Origin of the sequence: Methylobacterium sp. E-041 (assembly GCF_022829665.1) — a bacterium.
In the GTDB taxonomy this organism is placed as follows: domain Bacteria; phylum Pseudomonadota; class Alphaproteobacteria; order Rhizobiales; family Beijerinckiaceae; genus Methylobacterium.
Genome location: NZ_JAKSYQ010000263.1, coordinates 57,982 through 73,411, shown reverse-complemented (window position 1 = coordinate 73,411; position 15,430 = coordinate 57,982). Strand labels below are relative to the sequence as shown.

General features: G+C 69.7%; 18 protein-coding genes and 1 pseudogene. 5 read left to right on the top strand and 14 right to left on the bottom strand.

Features of this window, described 5'->3' with window-relative positions:
• From xoxF5 to xoxJ, 3 genes and pseudogenes are all read left to right on the top strand, one after another.
• Positions 1-532 (top strand): annotated as a pseudogene (gene xoxF5 / locus MKK70_RS23820) (lanthanide-dependent methanol dehydrogenase XoxF5); the annotation flags it as partial.
• Between the two features lie 206 nt (positions 533-738).
• A complete protein-coding gene (locus MKK70_RS23815; RefSeq protein WP_210247496.1) occupies positions 739-1,284 on the top strand; it encodes a c-type cytochrome, methanol metabolism-related in 546 nt (181 codons plus the stop codon).
• Positions 1,284-2,138, top strand: coding sequence for a rare earth element methanol dehydrogenase accessory protein XoxJ (xoxJ, locus tag MKK70_RS23810; protein ID WP_243934463.1), 855 nt, complete (start codon positions 1,284-1,286; stop codon positions 2,136-2,138). The genes MKK70_RS23815 and xoxJ overlap by 1 nt, the downstream gene beginning before the upstream one ends.
• Positions 2,139-2,215: 77 nt before the next feature.
• Here xoxJ and folK read toward each other — a convergent pair whose 3' ends face one another.
• The 13 genes from folK to MKK70_RS23745 form a co-directional block, all read right to left on the bottom strand.
• The gene (folK, locus tag MKK70_RS23805; RefSeq protein WP_243950346.1) at positions 2,216-2,689 is read right to left on the bottom strand and encodes a 2-amino-4-hydroxy-6-hydroxymethyldihydropteridine diphosphokinase; all 474 of its coding nucleotides are present in this window, start codon (positions 2,687-2,689) and stop codon (positions 2,216-2,218) included.
• On the bottom strand, positions 2,686-3,060 hold the full coding sequence (gene folB, locus MKK70_RS23800; RefSeq protein ID WP_147725789.1) for a dihydroneopterin aldolase: 375 nt from the start codon (positions 3,058-3,060) through the stop codon (positions 2,686-2,688). Before folB ends, folK begins: the two co-directional genes overlap by 4 nt.
• Positions 3,057-3,836, bottom strand: a complete 780-nt coding sequence (gene folP / locus MKK70_RS23795; RefSeq protein WP_243934691.1) for a dihydropteroate synthase — start codon at positions 3,834-3,836, stop codon at positions 3,057-3,059. The genes folB and folP overlap by 4 nt, the downstream gene beginning before the upstream one ends.
• 206 nt (positions 3,837-4,042) lie before the next feature.
• Complete coding sequence (locus MKK70_RS23790; protein ID WP_405043440.1) at positions 4,043-4,408, bottom strand: hypothetical protein; 366 nt, start codon at positions 4,406-4,408, stop codon at positions 4,043-4,045.
• Entirely contained in the window at positions 4,389-5,117 is a 729-nt protein-coding gene (locus MKK70_RS23785; protein WP_243950345.1) for a hypothetical protein, read from the bottom strand. The genes MKK70_RS23790 and MKK70_RS23785 overlap by 20 nt, the downstream gene beginning before the upstream one ends.
• Positions 5,114-6,259: a pyrroloquinoline quinone biosynthesis protein PqqE gene (gene pqqE, locus MKK70_RS23780; protein WP_243950343.1), complete on the bottom strand. Its 1,146-nt coding sequence runs from the start codon at positions 6,257-6,259 to the stop codon at positions 5,114-5,116. Before pqqE ends, MKK70_RS23785 begins: the two co-directional genes overlap by 4 nt.
• A complete protein-coding gene (pqqC, locus tag MKK70_RS23775; protein WP_147842605.1) occupies positions 6,256-7,335 on the bottom strand; it encodes a pyrroloquinoline-quinone synthase PqqC in 1,080 nt (359 codons plus the stop codon). The genes pqqE and pqqC overlap by 4 nt, the downstream gene beginning before the upstream one ends.
• 151 nt (positions 7,336-7,486) lie before the next feature.
• Complete coding sequence (pqqB, locus tag MKK70_RS23770) at positions 7,487-8,386, bottom strand: pyrroloquinoline quinone biosynthesis protein PqqB (RefSeq protein ID WP_243950341.1); 900 nt, start codon at positions 8,384-8,386, stop codon at positions 7,487-7,489.
• A 45-nt stretch (positions 8,387-8,431) separates the two neighbouring features.
• A complete protein-coding gene (gene pqqA / locus MKK70_RS23765) occupies positions 8,432-8,521 on the bottom strand; it encodes a pyrroloquinoline quinone precursor peptide PqqA (RefSeq protein ID WP_055889187.1) in 90 nt (29 codons plus the stop codon).
• Between the two features lie 212 nt (positions 8,522-8,733).
• Complete coding sequence (locus MKK70_RS23760) at positions 8,734-9,438, bottom strand: response regulator transcription factor (protein WP_243950339.1); 705 nt, start codon at positions 9,436-9,438, stop codon at positions 8,734-8,736.
• Positions 9,435-11,057, bottom strand: a complete 1,623-nt coding sequence (locus MKK70_RS23755; protein ID WP_243950337.1) for a sensor histidine kinase — start codon at positions 11,055-11,057, stop codon at positions 9,435-9,437. Before MKK70_RS23755 ends, MKK70_RS23760 begins: the two co-directional genes overlap by 4 nt.
• Positions 11,058-11,246: 189 nt before the next feature.
• Positions 11,247-12,122 carry a formate/nitrite transporter family protein gene (locus tag MKK70_RS23750; RefSeq protein ID WP_243934679.1) on the bottom strand — a complete coding sequence of 292 codons (876 nt, stop codon included), beginning with the start codon at positions 12,120-12,122 and terminating at the stop codon, positions 11,247-11,249.
• Positions 12,123-12,165: 43 nt separating this feature from the next.
• On the bottom strand, positions 12,166-12,906 hold the full coding sequence (locus tag MKK70_RS23745; protein ID WP_147725779.1) for a competence/damage-inducible protein A: 741 nt from the start codon (positions 12,904-12,906) through the stop codon (positions 12,166-12,168).
• A gap of 122 nt (positions 12,907-13,028) precedes the next feature.
• Between MKK70_RS23745 and sfsA the strand changes: the two genes are divergently transcribed.
• Both sfsA and MKK70_RS23735 read left to right on the top strand, forming a co-directional pair.
• Positions 13,029-13,745 (top strand): DNA/RNA nuclease SfsA, encoded by a 717-nt coding sequence (gene sfsA / locus MKK70_RS23740; RefSeq protein WP_243950335.1) that lies wholly within the window; start codon positions 13,029-13,031, stop codon positions 13,743-13,745.
• Positions 13,746-13,827: 82 nt separating this feature from the next.
• Entirely contained in the window at positions 13,828-14,433 is a 606-nt protein-coding gene (locus MKK70_RS23735) for a Uma2 family endonuclease (protein WP_243950333.1), read from the top strand.
• A 50-nt stretch (positions 14,434-14,483) separates the two neighbouring features.
• On the opposite strand, the gene MKK70_RS23730 is transcribed toward MKK70_RS23735, so the two are convergent.
• A complete protein-coding gene (locus MKK70_RS23730; RefSeq protein ID WP_243950350.1) occupies positions 14,484-15,314 on the bottom strand; it encodes an FkbM family methyltransferase in 831 nt (276 codons plus the stop codon).
• Positions 15,315-15,430 lie beyond the last annotated feature (116 nt).

The following is a 15,430-nucleotide window of genomic DNA, read 5'->3' as shown; positions in this document are numbered from 1 at the left end:
GAAGACCAACCTGTTCTACGTGCCCACCAACCACGTCTGCATGGACTACGAGCCGTTCCGGGTGACCTACACCCCGGGCCAGCCCTACGTCGGTGCGACCCTGTCGATGTACCCCGCGCCGAACAGCCATGGCGGCATGGGTAACTTCATCGCCTGGGACGGCGTCGAGGGTAAGATCAAGTGGTCGAACGCCGAGCAGTTCTCGGTCTGGTCGGGCGCTCTCGCCACCGCCGGCGACGTGGTCTTCTACGGCACGCTCGAGGGCTACCTGAAGGCCGTCGACTCCAAGACGGGTAAGGAACTGTACAAGTTCAAGACCCCGTCGGGCATCATCGGCAACGTGATGACCTACCAGCACAAGGGCAAGCAGTACGTCGGCATCCTGTCGGGTGTCGGTGGCTGGGCCGGCATCGGCCTCGCGGCCGGCCTGACCGACCCGAACGCCGGTCTCGGCGCGGTGGGTGGTTACGCCGCCCTCTCGAGCTACACCAACCTCGGTGGTCAGCTCACCGTCTTCGCGCTGCCGAACTAATCGGTCGCACGAAGCCGCTCTGAAATGAGTGCCGGCGCGGGTTTCCGCGCCGGCATTCTTATGATTAGAATGCCCTCAAGAAGGCTGCGAAAGGCCGCCTGAGAGCGGCTCGACCTTCAGGTCCCAGGGAGATTTTTGCGTTGCATTACCTCAGCAAATCCGTCACGCGGCCGTTCCTGGCCGCCCTCGCCCTAGCGTCCGTCTCGATGGTCGCCGTACATGCTGAGGATGCCAAGCCCGCCGATCCCGCCCTCGCCAACTCGCTGAACACCGACGACAAGTCGGCCGAGCCCGACGACAAGCTCCTCAAGAAGGATGCCGCGGTGAAGGTCGAAGAGGGCAAGTACTTCGATGCCGAAGGTCACCCGACCTTCCACATCACCGACGCGGGCAAGAAGTTCGACTGGTACACTTACTCCGGCTACCGCCGCTATCACGCCGAGTGCCACGTCTGCCACGGCCCGGACGGCATGGGCTCGACCTACGCGCCGGCGCTCAAGGACTCGCTCAAGCACCTCTCCTACGAGGAGTTCATCGGCATCCTGGCCGGCGGCAAGCAGGACGTGAGCTCGTCCGACCAGAAGGTCATGCCCGCCTTCGGCGATAACAAGAACGTCATGTGCTACTCGGACGACCTCTACGTCTACCTGAAGGCCCGCGCTTCCGGCGCGATGGGTCGCGTCCGCCCGGGCGACAAGGAAGACAAGCCCGAAGCCGCCAAGAAAGCCGAGAAGGAGTGCATGGGCGGCTGATGCGCCGCGCACGCACCCACGCCGCCGTCGCGATCGCGCTCCTGCCTCTCCTGGCAGGGGTGCGGGACGCGGCGGCGCAGAACGTCCCCGATCTCGTCACTGCCGACGTGCTTCGCGTCTGCGGCGACCCGGGCAACATGCCGTTCTCCGAGCGCAAGGAGGACGGCTTCGAGAACCGCATCGCGGCGATCATCGCCGACGAGCTGAAGATCAAGGTCCGCTACTACTGGCTGACGCAGGGGCCCGGCTTCGTCCGCAACACCCTCGGCACCGGCCTGTGCGACCTGATCGTCGGGTCGGCTCTCGGCAGCGAGGGCGTGCAGAACACCAATCCGTACTATCGCTCGGTCTACACGCTCATCGTGAAGCAGGGCGATCTGGCGGGGGTGACCGGGCTCGACGACCCCAAGCTCAAGGGCAAGCGCATCGGCGTCATCGCCGGGACGCCGCCGGTCAACCGGATGGGCGACCTCGGCCTGATCTCGAGCATGAAGGCCTACGCGCCGTATCAGCTCGACCCGGCCCGCAAGAACCAGACGGTGGGTGCCGAGATCGTGTCCGACCTCGCGGCCGGGCAGATCGACGCCGCGGTGCTCTGGGGACCGTCCGCCGGGTGGCTGGCCAAGCAGAGCGGCACGGCGATGGACGTGATCCCGCTCCTGAAGGAGCCGGATCGCCCGCCGATGAGCTACCGCATCGCCATGGCGGTACGGATCGGCGAGAACGACTGGAAGCGGTCGCTGAACACCATCCTGCGCAAGCGCCGCTCCGACATCGAAGCGGTGCTTCGCGACTTCGACGTGCCGCTGCTCGAAGAGGAAGAGAACAAGCTGCTCGCGCCGAACGCGCACTGAACGCGTCGTCGACAGGATATCATAACACTCGCGAAGGGTCGGGCGAACGCCCGGCCCTTCGTCGTTCCGGGATGCGTTCAGTTCCGCTCGATGCCGCTGCGGTCGAGCTTGGCCAGCGCGTCGGCGACGGTCTCGCCGCCGATGACGAGGTCGGGCGCGATCTCGGCGAGCGGCACCAGCACGAAGGCGCGCTCGCGGACGTAGCGGTGCGGAAGGACGAGGCGCTCGTCCGAGACCTCGGCGCCGGCATAGGACAGCACGTCGATGTCGATCACGCGCGGCCCCCAGCGGCGCTCGCGGATGCGGCCGAGATCGCGCTCGACGCCGAGGCAGGCATCGAGGAGGGCGTGCGGGTCGAGGTCGGTCTCGATGGCGAGGGCGCCGTTGAGGAACCAGTCCTGATCGGTCTCGCCCCAGGGCGGGGTGCGGTAGTCGGACGACCGCGCGGTGATCCGGATGCCGGGAACCGCCGCGAGCCCCCGCACCGCGGCGGCGAGATGCCCGGCCTTGTCGCCGATGTTGCTGCCGAGGCCGAGATAGGCTTGCATCATGCCCGGGCCTCCCGCCTGCGGGTGATCAGGACCGCGATCCCGTCGAGGTTCGCGGGAACCGGCGCGCTCGGCTTGTCGACCCGGACGGTGATCGCCTCGAGAGCCGGAAACCGCGCCAGGATCTCGCCGGCGATCGCCTCGGCCAGCGCCTCGATCAGGTCGAAGCGCCGCTCGGTGGCGATCGAGACCGCGATGGCGGCGAGGTCGGCGTAGCTCACCGTCCGCGTCACGTCATCGGAGCGGCCGGCGGGCGCCAGGTCGAGGGCCGCATCGAGCGACAGGTAGAAGCGCTGCCCGAGGCGCGTCTCCTCGGGCAGCACGCCGTGATGGGCGAAGACCGCGATGCGCTCGACGAGGATGCGGTCGCTCATCGGCGGTCTCCCGGGCGCAGGACGGCGTCGACCACGCGCATCGCGTCGACATGGGCGGCGACGTCGTGGACGCGGACGATGTCGGCGCCGAGCGTCGCGGCAAGCGCATGCGCCGCGAGCGATCCGTTGAGCCGGTCGGCCGGCGCGGTCTCGCGGTCGTGCAGCCGGCCGAGCAGCGACTTGCGCGAGACGCCCACGAGGATGGGGAAGCCGAGGGCGCGGATCTCGGGCAGGCGCCGCAGTGCTTCGAGGTGCTGGTTCCAGCTCTTGCCGAAGCCGATGCCCGGATCGAGCACGATGTCGCCGTCGGGGATGCCGGCCCGGCGGGCGATGCCGAGCGAGACCTCGAAGAAGCGCAGCATGTCCGAGACGATGTCGAGGCCGGCGTCGATCGTCTCGCGGTTGTGCATGATCATCACCGGCGCGCCGTGGTCGGCGGCGACGAGGGCGATGTCGGGCTCGCGCTGCAGGCCCCAGACATCGTTGACGATGCGGGCGCCGGCCGCCAGCGCGCTCTCGGCGGTCGAGGCCTTGTAGGTGTCGATCGAGATCGGGACGGAGAGCCGGTTCGCCAGGGCCCGGATCGCCGGAAGGACGCGGGCCTGCTCCTCCTCGGCCGGCACCGGAACATGGCCGGGGCGGGTGGACTCGCCGCCGATATCGACCAGCGCGGCGCCCTCGGCAGCCAGCGCGTCGGCCTGCCGGCAGGCGGCTTCCTCGCCGACGAAGCGGCCGCCATCCGAGAAGGAATCCGGCGTGACGTTGAGGATGCCCATCACGAGGGTCCGCCGGCCCAGTTCGGGCAGCAAGCCGGCGAGGGCGGCGGGTCGATGGCTCAAGGGGCGTCGCTTCTCTGGCTCGTCGCGGGCGGCTCCCGCCGCGTCGATGTGGCCGGTTTTTCCGGGCGAAGCAACGGCGCCCGTTGCCATGAGAAAAGGCCGCCCGGTACCGGGCGGCCTCTCCAAGGTTCCTGGGCGACGCCTCAGCCGCGGTAGCAGCGGATCTCGGCCTCGGCCTGGGCGCGGCGGAGGTCGGCGACCTTGTCGTCGAACACCTTGGTCGACTTGAACTCGTTCGAGCGCGCGCCGATGCCCTGGCGCATCGAGAGCACGGTGCTCGCCTGCACGTACTTGTCGTAGGGCAGGATCGCCGCGAGCTGGTCGATTGAGCAGGTGCAGCGCTGCATCGCCTCGCGGGTCTGGCCGTTGGCGGCCATGCAGCCGAAGACGTAATCGACGCGCGCGTCGGTCGGGTAGTCGTTCTCGGCATCCGCCGCGACGACCGGCATCGCCAGCATCGTCAGCGCGAAACCGGACAGGGCAAAGCCCTCAACCAGCTTTCTGATCATAGCTCAGCCGCTCCTCCAAGAGTTCGCCGCCCTCGGCATTCTTCGATTGCGCCTCGATCGAGACGATCTCGCCGGGCACCTCGAGAGAGGTGACGAAGGTGTAGGTCATGTTGTCCATGCCGCGCATGCGCTGGGCCATCCCATCGCCGAGGAAGGGCCTGGACACCACCTGCCAGGCGTCGACCGAGCGGCCCTTGTAGTCGACCTTGATCGGCGTGACGGTGGCGCCGTCGCGAAGGCCCTTGCGGATCGCGAGCTTCAGGTAGCGCGGGTTGGCCTGCAGCACCCGGGCGAGATTGGTCAGGTGGTTCTCCAGGAACAGCGGGATCACCGGGTTGCCGGACATGTCCTCGAACGGGCCGGCGGGGAACCGGTTGGTGCCCGAGAACATCTCGACGGCGATGTTGCGGCCGTCGCCGCCCGTGCCCGGCTCGAGGGTGAGCTTGATCGTGTCGTCGAGCGGCGGCCCGAACGGGCCCTTCGCGATGCCGGACCGGCGCAGGTAGTCGTAGGTCAGCGTCGAGCCGGCGGCGGCGTTCTTCAGCTGCGGCTGCTCGAACAGCAGGTCGGCCGCGCTCGGGGGCGCCGCGGCGTTCGCCTGTTCCGGCGCGGCTGCGGCGGGGGCAGGAGCCGGGGCGGCGGGTGCCCCCTCGACGGCGAGCGCCGGGGTCGCGGCAAGCAGCGCAGCGACGATCACGAAACACTTCACGAGAGGGCGTCCTCCTTGCGTGGCGCCGGGATGTTGGCCCCGATCGTCCGGTAGGTGTAGTCGGGCGGCGTCTCGGCCGCCTCCTCGACGGCGAGCGCCCGCACCTTGGCGTGCAGGGGCGACAGCGAGCAGGCGGGGTCCGTCGCCGCCGCATCGCCGGCGAGCGCCAGCGCCTGGCAGCGGCAGCCGCCCCAATCCTTCTCGCGCCGGTCGCAGGAGCGGCAGGGCTCCTGCATCCAGTCGGTGCCGCGATAGGCGGTGAAGGCCGGGGCGTTCGCCCAGATGTCGCCGAGCGAATGCTCGGTCACGTGCCAGAACTCGAGATGGCTGATCGTCTCGGCCGCATGGCACGGCAGCACCTTGCCCTGCGGCGTCACGTTGATCAGCTTGCGGCCCCAGCCGCCGGCGCAGGCCTTCGGGTACTTCGCGTAGTAGTCCGGCACGACGAGATCGATGACGAGCTGGCCCTTGAGGCGCTCGCGGGCCGCCTCGACGATGCGGATCGACTGATCGACCTGGGCCTTGTCCGGCATCAGCGCGGCGCGGTTGACGTAGGCCCAGCCGTAATACTGCGTGTGCGCCACCTCGAGGCGCTTGGCGCCGAGCTTCACCGCGAGGTCGATGAAGCCCTCGACCTCGTGGATGTTGCCGCGGTGGATCACCGAGTTCAGCGTCAGCGGCAGGCCGAGCTCGGTCACCGTGGCGGCGAACTCCATCTTCTGCGGCTGCGCGTTCTTCAGGCCGCCGATCTTCTCGGCGTTGGCCGCGTCCACGCCCTGCACCGAGAGCTGCACGTGGTCGAGGCCGACGTCGTAGAGCGCCTGGAGCTTGGACAGGGCGCCGCCGACGCCGGAGGTGATCAGGTTCGAGTACAGCCCGAGCTTGGCGCAGGTCTCGGTGATCTCGACGATGTCGTTGCGCGCCGTCGGCTCGCCACCGGACAGGTGGACATGGAGCACGCCGAGGCCCGCGGCCTCGGTCAGCACCCGCTGCCAGGTCGCGGTGTCGAGCTCGCGCGAGCGTCGGTCGAGGTCGAGCGGGTTCGAGCAGTACGGGCAGCGCAGCGGGCAGCGGTGCGTCAGCTCGGCGAGCAGCCCGACCGGGGCCGGGATCGCCGCCGCGTTCGGGGTCAGCGCGTTCATCGCTCCAGCACCCTCTTTCCGGCGAGGTCGTTCAGCATGGCCAGCACGTCGACCTCGATCGCGCGCGGGTCGGCGGCGTAGGTCTCGCCGAGCCGGTCGGCGATGGCGGCGACGCTGGTCTTGCCGTCGACGAGGTTGAGGACCGCGACGGCGTTGGCGTCGAGGTCGAAGGTGCGCTCGGGGGCGAGCAGCACGTGCTTGTCGCGGGTCTGGTCGAACCGCATCCGCACGCCGCGGGGCAGGCGCGGCACGTCGGTCGCCGACAGGCGGCCGGTGCCGGGCGCCCCCCCTTGCGTCTCGGCGACGAGCCCGGTGCCGGGCGTCCAGGCGTCGGGCGGGATCATCCCGGGCGCGACGTAGGCGAAGTACAGCGCGTCGAGCTGGGTCCACAGCACGTTGCACTTGAAGGTCAGCGCCGCCATCGCCTGACGTTGCAGCTCGGGCGTGGTGGCATGGCGCTTGACGTAGTCGAGGGCGAAGTCGGCGTCGCGCGGCGCCTGGGTCATGCGCTTCTCGAAGTACGCCAGCGTCTCCTTGGTGATGAAGTCGTAGTTCTTCAGCATGCCCGAAACGCGCTCGGAGATGATGTTCGGCGAGAACATCTCGGTGAGCGACGAGGCGATCGCCTCCAGCAGCGAGCGCTCCGCGACGAAGTGCACGTAGGCCTCGACCGAGAACTTGGTGGCCGACAGGATGCCGGCGGTCGACTCGACGTAGTCGCGCCGGAAGCCGACGCCCTCGGCGAGCTTCAGCCAGCGCTCGATGCCGCCGTCGCCCGGCGCATCGCCGTCGTGGTCGACGATGCGCTGGCGCCAGACGCGGCGGAGCGCGGCGTCGGTCATCCGCGCCAGCACCGCGGCGTCCTTCACCGGGATCATCGCCTGGTAGTAGTAGCGGTTCAGCGCCCAGGCCCGGACCTGATCCTTGCTCAGCTTGCCGTCGTGCAGCAAGCGGTGGAACGGATGCAGGTTGTGATAGCGCCGGGCGCCGATGTCGCGCAGCGCCGCCTCGAGCTCGTCGGGGCTGAGCAGGCGCTCGGACGTGTCGGATTGAGGGGTCGGGAACACTGCGTTCATGGCGTCACCAAGCGTCCGTTCGGAGGCGTTTCCTGGTCGTCTGTCGATCACCGCGTCTAGCGGCGGCTTCGCGGCGCAATCGAATCGCGCACGTCCCGTCATGAGATAGGTCGCGGGGCCGACAAATGCCAACCGCGCCCGGTCGTCGCCGTCAGAGGCTCAGGGTGAGCCCGTCATGGGCGACGACCCATCCGTCCGCCTCGACCGCCGCGCGCTCGGGCGAGCCTTCGACGAGGACGGGGTTGGTGTTGTTGATGTGGACGAAGACGCGCGAACCGATCGCGACGTCCTTCAGGCCGGCGACCGAGCCGCCGTCGCCCCGCATCGGCACGTGCCCCATGCGCCATCCGGTCTTGGTGCCGACGCCGGCGCGGATCATGTCGTCGTCGTGCAGCACCGTGCCGTCGAAGAGCAGCGCGTCGACCCCGCCGATCCGGGCCTTCAGATCCTCGGTGACGCGGGCGCAGCCGGGAATGTAGGCGAGGCGGCGGCCGCCGGCCTCGATCATCGCGCCGACCGTGCTCTCGGATTCGGCGCCGAGCTCGAGATCGGCATCCTCGAGCCAGAGCGGGACCTTGCCGGGCACCGAGAACAGCGTGACCGCAAGTCCCGGCAGCGGCTCGAAGCGCTTGCCGAGCGTGATCGCCTCCCGGACGACGACGCCCTCGGCCATCACGTCGAAGACGCGGTTCTCGGCGACCGAGCCGAGGATGCTGCCGGTGCCGTAGAGCGTGTAGGGCTGGCCCTCGCGCAGCGTCAGAAGGCCGGCGACGTGATCGACGTCGCCGTTGGTGAGCAGCACCGCGCGGATCGGCGAGTGGCGCAGGCCTTCCCGCGGATGCATCGCCGGGTTGTCGAAGAGTTGCTGCCGGATGTCCGGCGAGGCGTTCACCAGGAGCCAATCCCCGCCATCGGTGGAGACGGCGATGCTCGACTGGGTCCGCGGCCTGACGCGGTCGGGCTCGCTGCGGGCGAGCCGGCAGTTCGGGCAGCGGCAATTCCACTGGGGAAGCCCGCCGCCGGCAGCCGAGCCGAGGATCAGGACGCGCATGGAGTGGTCCGATGCAGCCAACAACCCTCAGCTCGGCGCAATACCTCAGTTGAAGGTGTCGATCTCGGCGGACTCGTAGCTGGTGACTTCCATGCCGACGCAGATTTCGGAAACGATCGGGGCAGCCCAGGTCATGGTGTTTCTCCGTCTGATTACGAACATCCGGTGCCGAAAGGTAAACTTAAGAGTACCCTAAGACACTGATGGCGCTTTTGTTTTCCGGCGCGGCACGGGTATCCGCAATTCCGGCCCCGGCATCAAGCACTAAATTGCCTAATGCTCCCAAATTTTTTGTGAGGCTTCGGCGTCGCAGGCTCCCGCGGGACGCGACGTCTCCGTGGCGAGCGTCAGTGCCGGTAGTCCGGCCCACGCGAGTCCAGCATGAAGCCGCGGCCGCGAACCGTGACCAGAAGCGGGCCGCCGTGCCGGACGAAGTCGGCCATCTTCGAGCGCAGGTAGCCGACATAGACGTCGACCACGTTGAGGGAAAGGCCGCCCTGGCTCGCCCACAGCCGCTCGAAGATGTCGGCTCGGGTGACCGGGCGGTTCACGCTCTCCATCAGCATCGCCAGAAGCTCGGCCTCGCGCGGGGTCAGGCGGGCTGAGGCCTCGCCGCAGGTGACCTGGCGGGTGTCGAGGTCGAGAACGAGCTTGCCGGCGTTGATCAGCGTGCGCGACCCCTCCGCCGCCTGCCGGCGCAGCAGGTGCGTGCGCAGCCGCGCCACCAGTTCGTCGAAGACGAACGGTTTCACGATGTAGTCGTCGGCGCCGAGCGCGAGGCCTTCGGCGCGGTCGCGGATCTCGTCGCGGGCCGAGAGGAACAGGATCGGCCCGGGATAGCCGCCCTCGCGCAGGCTGCGGCAGACGTCGTGCCCCGAGCCGTCGGGCAGGGTGATGTCGAGAACCACCGCCTCGGGGCTCTCGTTCCGCGCCGACGCGAGCGCGTCGCCGACGCAGCCGGCGGTGCCGACGGAGAACCCCTCCGCCTCGAGGCCGCGGGTGAGAAGGCCGCGGATGTCGATGTCGTCCTCGACCACGAGGATTCGCGTCATGCCGCGTCGTCCTTCCGAATCTGTCGTTCGTCTCGGCTCGTCACGTCGTCGAGCGTCAGGTCGAGGAGTGGGATCTCCAGGGTCACCCGCGCCCCAGCGCCGTTCTCGCCGGCGCCGAGAACGATGGTGCCATCATGCTGCTCGATCAGCCAGCGCGCCAGGGCCAATCCGATCCCGAACCCCATCTCCGCCGGGCGGTCGCCGCGCCGGAAGCGCTCGAACAGGCTCTGCTCGCGGTCGCCGAAACCCGGCCCGTCGTCGGTGACGGTGATGCGGGCCGGCGCCGTGCCGCCGCCGGCCAGGGCGACCTCGACCCGGGTGAGGCCGGTGGCATGGCGCAGGGCGTTGTCGATCAGGCTCTCGACGACCTGGCGCAGCCATTCCCGGTCGGCCAGGACCTCCAGGTTCCGCGGACCCGGCTCGAACGCGAGCGCGACGCGGCGGCGGGCGCCCTCCGAGGCGAGGTTGTCGACCGCCTCGGCCAGGACCGGCGCGAGCTCGAGGGCGCGGCGGTCGAGCTCGATCTCGCCCGATTCCGAGCGCGCCACCCGCAGAAGATCCTCGACGCGCAGCTTGAGGCGCATCGCGCGCTTGCGGATGGTGGCGAAGGCGGGGGCGTGGTCGGTGATGCGCGGGCCGGCGCGGGCCGCGAGGTCGCATTCCCCGAGGATGACGGTGAGCGGAGTGCGAAGCTCGTGGCTGACGTCGGCGAAGAAGCGGCGTCGCGAGCGGTCGACCGCCTCGAGGCGCGCGTTGGCGGCGCGGAGGTCGGCGGTGCGCGCCTCCACCGTGTCCTCCAGGGCCGCGCGGTCGGTGGCGACGCGGCCCTCGCGCCGGGACAGGCGCGCGGCCATGCGGTTGACGTTGGCGACCAGCAGGCCGAGCTCGTCCCGGGTCGCGACGGAGAGACGCGTGTCGAGCTTGCCGCCGCCGATGGCGCCCGCGGCGCGACGCACCGCCTCGATCCGCGCCAGGGTCGGGCGGGTGATGCTGCGCCACAGCAGCACCACGAGGCCGAGCGCCGCGAGCACCGCCAGCGCGGCCGCGATCCGCAGGCGCTGCGAGAGGTCGCGCGCCGCATCCGAGCCGAGCACCATGCTGCGGCGCTCTGCCTCGATCAGGAACGAGAGCGGCTGGCCGGTCATCGCACCGAAGCCGTTGAGCGCGCCCTTAATGGAGTTCTGACGCTTCTCCGGATCGGTCTGGCGGACGATCTGCGCCACCTGCCGGTCGAGGATCACGCGGGCGGCGCGCAGCTGCGCCATCGGGCGGCTTCGCAGGGCGTACTGCATCCGGTCCTGCGGGTCGTCGCTGCCGGCGACGGATCTCGACAGCGCCTCGTCGACGGTCGTGAGCGCCCGGTCGACGTTGCTGCGCGCGATCCCCATCGCCTCCGGTGCGAGATCGGGATTGCCGATGGTCTCGACCGCCGCCATGCCGAACTGCGTCATCCGGCCCGACAGCTCGGCCAGAAGCTCGAGGCGGCCCTGCGCCGCCAGCGTCCGGTCGATGGTGCGCTCGGCCGCCCCGATCGCCGCGAGCACGCCCGCCGCCGCCAGGACGACGACGAGGGTGATCGACCCGAGCAGCAAGGCGAAGCGGACCTTCAGCGAGCGCATCGTCCCATTCCCGGCCGCATGCGCGGCGCTCCTCGTCCTCGGTTTCCTCAGGGCGTGACCGCGTCGAGAACCGGGCACGGACGCGACCCCCGCGTTTCGAGAGAGGGTTTTGGGTCGTTTCAGCGCGAAAGCCAACATGGGCTGCGCTCCGTCACGCCTCTCCGTCGCGAAGCGGATGCAGTCCCCCTCTCAGTCCTGGCTCGGGCCGCCCTCGGCCTCCTCGACCTCGCGGCTCTCCTCGACCTCGGGCGCGACCTGGCCGTAATTCAGCACCGCGACCAGGGTGATGCCGCCGAAGACGTTACCGAGCAGCGTCGGCACGAAGAAGCGCTCGGCGTACTCGCCCATCGTCGCCGCGCCGGTGACCACGAGGTAGAACGCCTCGACCGAGCCGGCGACGATGTGGGCGAGCCCGCAGAGCGAGACCAGCCAGGTCATCAGGAAGATCACGAATGGCGCCGCGGTCCCGGTGGCCGGCAGGAACCACACCATCAGGGCGATCATCCACCCGGCGAAGATCGCCTTCAGCACCGTGTCCCAGAACGGAAACGCGATGGCCTGATGGCTGATCTCGGCGAAGGCTGCCTTGACCGATGGCTCGAACGCGCCGGAATGCGCCAGCACGGCGGCGATCGCCAGCGTCGCCAGGATGTTGCCCGACAGCACGACGATCCACAGCCGCAGCACCCGCCACGCGGTCTTGGCCGAGCGGTCGTGCAGCAGCGGCAGGATTGGCGTGATGGTGTTCTCGGTGAACAGCTGCTGGCGCCCGAGCACCACCACCAGGAAGCCGACCGCGTAGCCCATCGTCGTCAGGATCTTGGTCCACTCGCCCTCGGGCAGGTGGGTCTTGAGCACCCCCGGCACGATCAGCGAGAGCGCGATGCTGAGCCCCGCTGCGAAGGCCGAGAGGAACAGCGCCCCCCCGTTCCGCCGCAGTTCCTCGTTGCCCTCGCGCCGGATCACCTCGTGCAGGACGAAGGCGTCGGGGCGACCGATCCCGGCCACCGCCTCCTTGTGCGCGTCGCGCCGAGCTTCCTTGTCGTCCTGCTTCGGCTCGGCCATCACGCAAACGCTCCACGAACCGGATTCAGGGACGGATCGGCCGTCAGCCGCGAAGGCGCGACACCAGCGCCTCGATCTCGGCCCGCGCGCGCGCCACCGAGGCGGCGTCCTTGCCGCGGGCGACGATGCGGTTGGCGAACCCGTCCTTCGTCATCGACGGATAGGAGCCGATCGACACGTCGGCGTAGGCCTTCGCGATCTCGGCGAGGTCGGCGGCGTAGTTGCCCTCGGGCAGGTTGCCGGCCTCCACCGTCTCGGACAGCATCCGCGCGCCGGTCGGCAGCGTCGGGCCGATCTGGTCGAGCATCGCCTGCATGATCGACGGCACGCCGGCCATGACGAAGACGTTGCCGATGCGGAAGCCCGGCGCCTTCGAGATCGGGTTGGCGATCAGGTCCGCGCCGTCCGGGATCCGCGCCATGCGCAGGCGCGCCGCGTTCAGGTCCTCCGGCTTGTGGCGCTCCAGCAGCATCGCCCTGGCGCGGGGATCGACGTCGATGCCGACGCCGAAGGCCTTGGCGACGCAATCGGCGGTGATGTCGTCGTGGGTCGGGCCGATGCCGCCGGTGGTGAACAGGTAGGTATGGCCGGCCCGGAGCGCGTTCACGGCGCCGACGATGGCGTCCGGCTCGTCGGGGACGATCCGAACCTCGCGCAGGTCGATGCCCACGGCGGTGAGATAGTCGGCGATCGTGCCGATGTTCTTGTCCTTCGTCCGGCCGGACAGGATCTCGTCGCCGATCACCAGGATCGCGGCGGTGATGCTCGTGGAATCGATTGTCATGGGGCTCGCCGTCCTCGGTCCCGCCGCAGATAGCGCGGCGGTGGCTGCGCGACCACCGACGGCGCTTTCATGCGCGGGCGCCTGTCGGCTATGGACCGCCACCGCGACGCAGCCCGGACACCATGCGCTTTCCCGAACCCCTGATCGAAGGCCGCCTGGTGCAGCGCTACAAGCGCTTCCTCGCCGACGTGGACCTCGCCGACGGCACGCGCGTCACGGCGCATTGCGCCAATCCCGGCGCGATGATGGGCCTGAACGCGGCCGGCAACCGGGTGCTCCTCTCGCCCGCCGACGGCCCGACGCGCAAGCTGAAGTTTTCCTGGGAGCTAGTGGAGGCCGACCTGCCCGGCGGCCCGCAATGGGTCGGGATCAATACGATGCGCCCGAACGCGCTCGTCGCCGAGGCCTTCGCCGCCGGCGGTCTCGCGCCGCTCGACGGTTACGCGGCATTGAGGCCGGAGGTCCGCTACGGCGCGGCGAGCCGCGTCGACTTCGTGGCGAGCGGCGAGGGGCTGCCGCCGGTCCACGTCGAGGTGAAGAACTGCCACCTGATGCGGCGGGCGGGCCTCGCCGAGTTTCCCGACTGCATCGCCGCCCGCAGCGCGCGGCACATGCGGGACCTCGCCGAGGTCGTCGCGGCCGGCGGGCGCGCGATGGTGATCGTCGTGGTCCAGATGCGGGCGGACGCCTTCGACGTCGCCCGCGACATCGATCCCGCCTTCGACCGGGCTTTTCGCTTGGCGCGTGCGGCGGGGGTCGAGACCTACGCCTATCGCTGCCGGATCGACCGGGAGGGCGTGACGATCGCCGACGCGATCCCGATCGTCACGCCGCCCTGACGCGCATTTTTCCGCGCTCCCCGGCGCATGGTACGGTGGTGGCGAGGCTGCGGCGTGCGCTCCGGCCGCCCGAGGCATCCCGATGGCCGATCGCGCGATCCGTGAACCCGTCCTGTTCGATGTCGCCGACTTCCGCGAGTTCCTCGAGACGCGTCCGTCGGAGGAGCGATGGGAACTGATCGCGGGGCTTCCCATGCAGTCGGCGGCGCCGCGGATCGGGCATCAGCGCATCGCCAGCAACTTCGAGCGCCATCTCAACGCGGCGCTCAGGAGCCGCCGCCCGGAATGGCACGCCGACCGCGAGATCGGGATCGAGGTCTCGCCGGATTCGCCCTATCGACCCGAGCCCGAGGTGACGATGATCGACACCGACATCGACACCGAGCGCAATTTCACGGATCGCTTCCATCTCGTGATGGAGGTGCCGTCGGCGAGCGACCGCGGGCGCATCCTGGCGAGCAAGCTCCGGTTCTATCGGGACCACCCGCCGAACCGCTGCATCGTGATCGTCGACCAGGATGCGGTCGCGGTGACGATCCACGAGCGCGACGCGGCGGACCTTTGGGCGGTCCGAGTGCTCCGCTCGGCCGGCGACGTGATCGAATTCGCCGGGCTCGGCTCGATCTGCATGGTCGGCGACCTCTACGAGAACACGCATCTCGACCCGCGGCGCGCGGCGCCGACCTGATCCTCGCAGGATCGGTGAAACCGGATGCCGGTTTCGCGATCGGAGCCTGCTCAGGCGCTCCGCTCGAACATCCGGTTCAGTCGGGTGCGGCCGATCTCGCGATAGCCGTGGCCTTCCAGGAGCTTGGGCAGATCGATCTGCCACTGGTCGGTGCCGTCCTCGATCACCAGCAGCGTCGGCAGCAGGGCAGGGGGCGCCTCGCGCAGGAACGGCTCGAGGATCAGGTCCTCGGCGCCCTCCACGTCGAGCTTGATCGCGTCGATCCGGGTCAGGCCCTCGCTGCGCACGAGGTCCATCAGGGTCACCGCAGGCACCTTGATCTGCGCACTCTCGTTGGTGCCGACGATCTTGAGGCTCGATTCGCCGCGATTGCGCGGATCGACGAACAGCGTCAGCTCGCCGGCCTTGTCGGCGACCGCGCAGGCCACGGCCTTGACCGAATGGAATGCATTCTGCGCGATGTTGAAGGTCAGCCGGTCGAACACGTCGGGCTGCGGCTCGACCGCGACGATCCGTGCCTGCGGGCCGGCGAACGCGGCCACGAACAGGGCGTAGGCGCCGATGTTGGCGCCGATGTCGAGGAAGACGCAGCCCGGCCGAAGCTGCGCCTTGAGCAGGGCGCGCTCCTGCGGGTCGAAGAATTGCGGCGTGAACAGCACCTTCTTCTCGCAATTGTTATTGTAGGGGTGCAGCCGCATCCGGGCGCCGAGGCGCTCGACGTCGAGGGGCTTGCCGCGCATCAGCGTGATCGCGAGGCGGCGCAGGAACATCGCCATCCGCCGTCCGCGCCAGGACTCGGGTGAGATCCGCACGGTCCGCCGGGCGATCGCCGCGACGAGGCCGGCCGGGGCGTAGGTGCCGTAGGGCTGAAGGTCGCTCATGCCGGGCTGATGCCAGCCGCGCCGCCCGCGGGCAAGCATCACGCGCGTTGCCGATCGGCGCCGCGGCTCTTACAGCCGGCACGGACCGCGCGGGCCGGTACGCATGACGAGGAGCG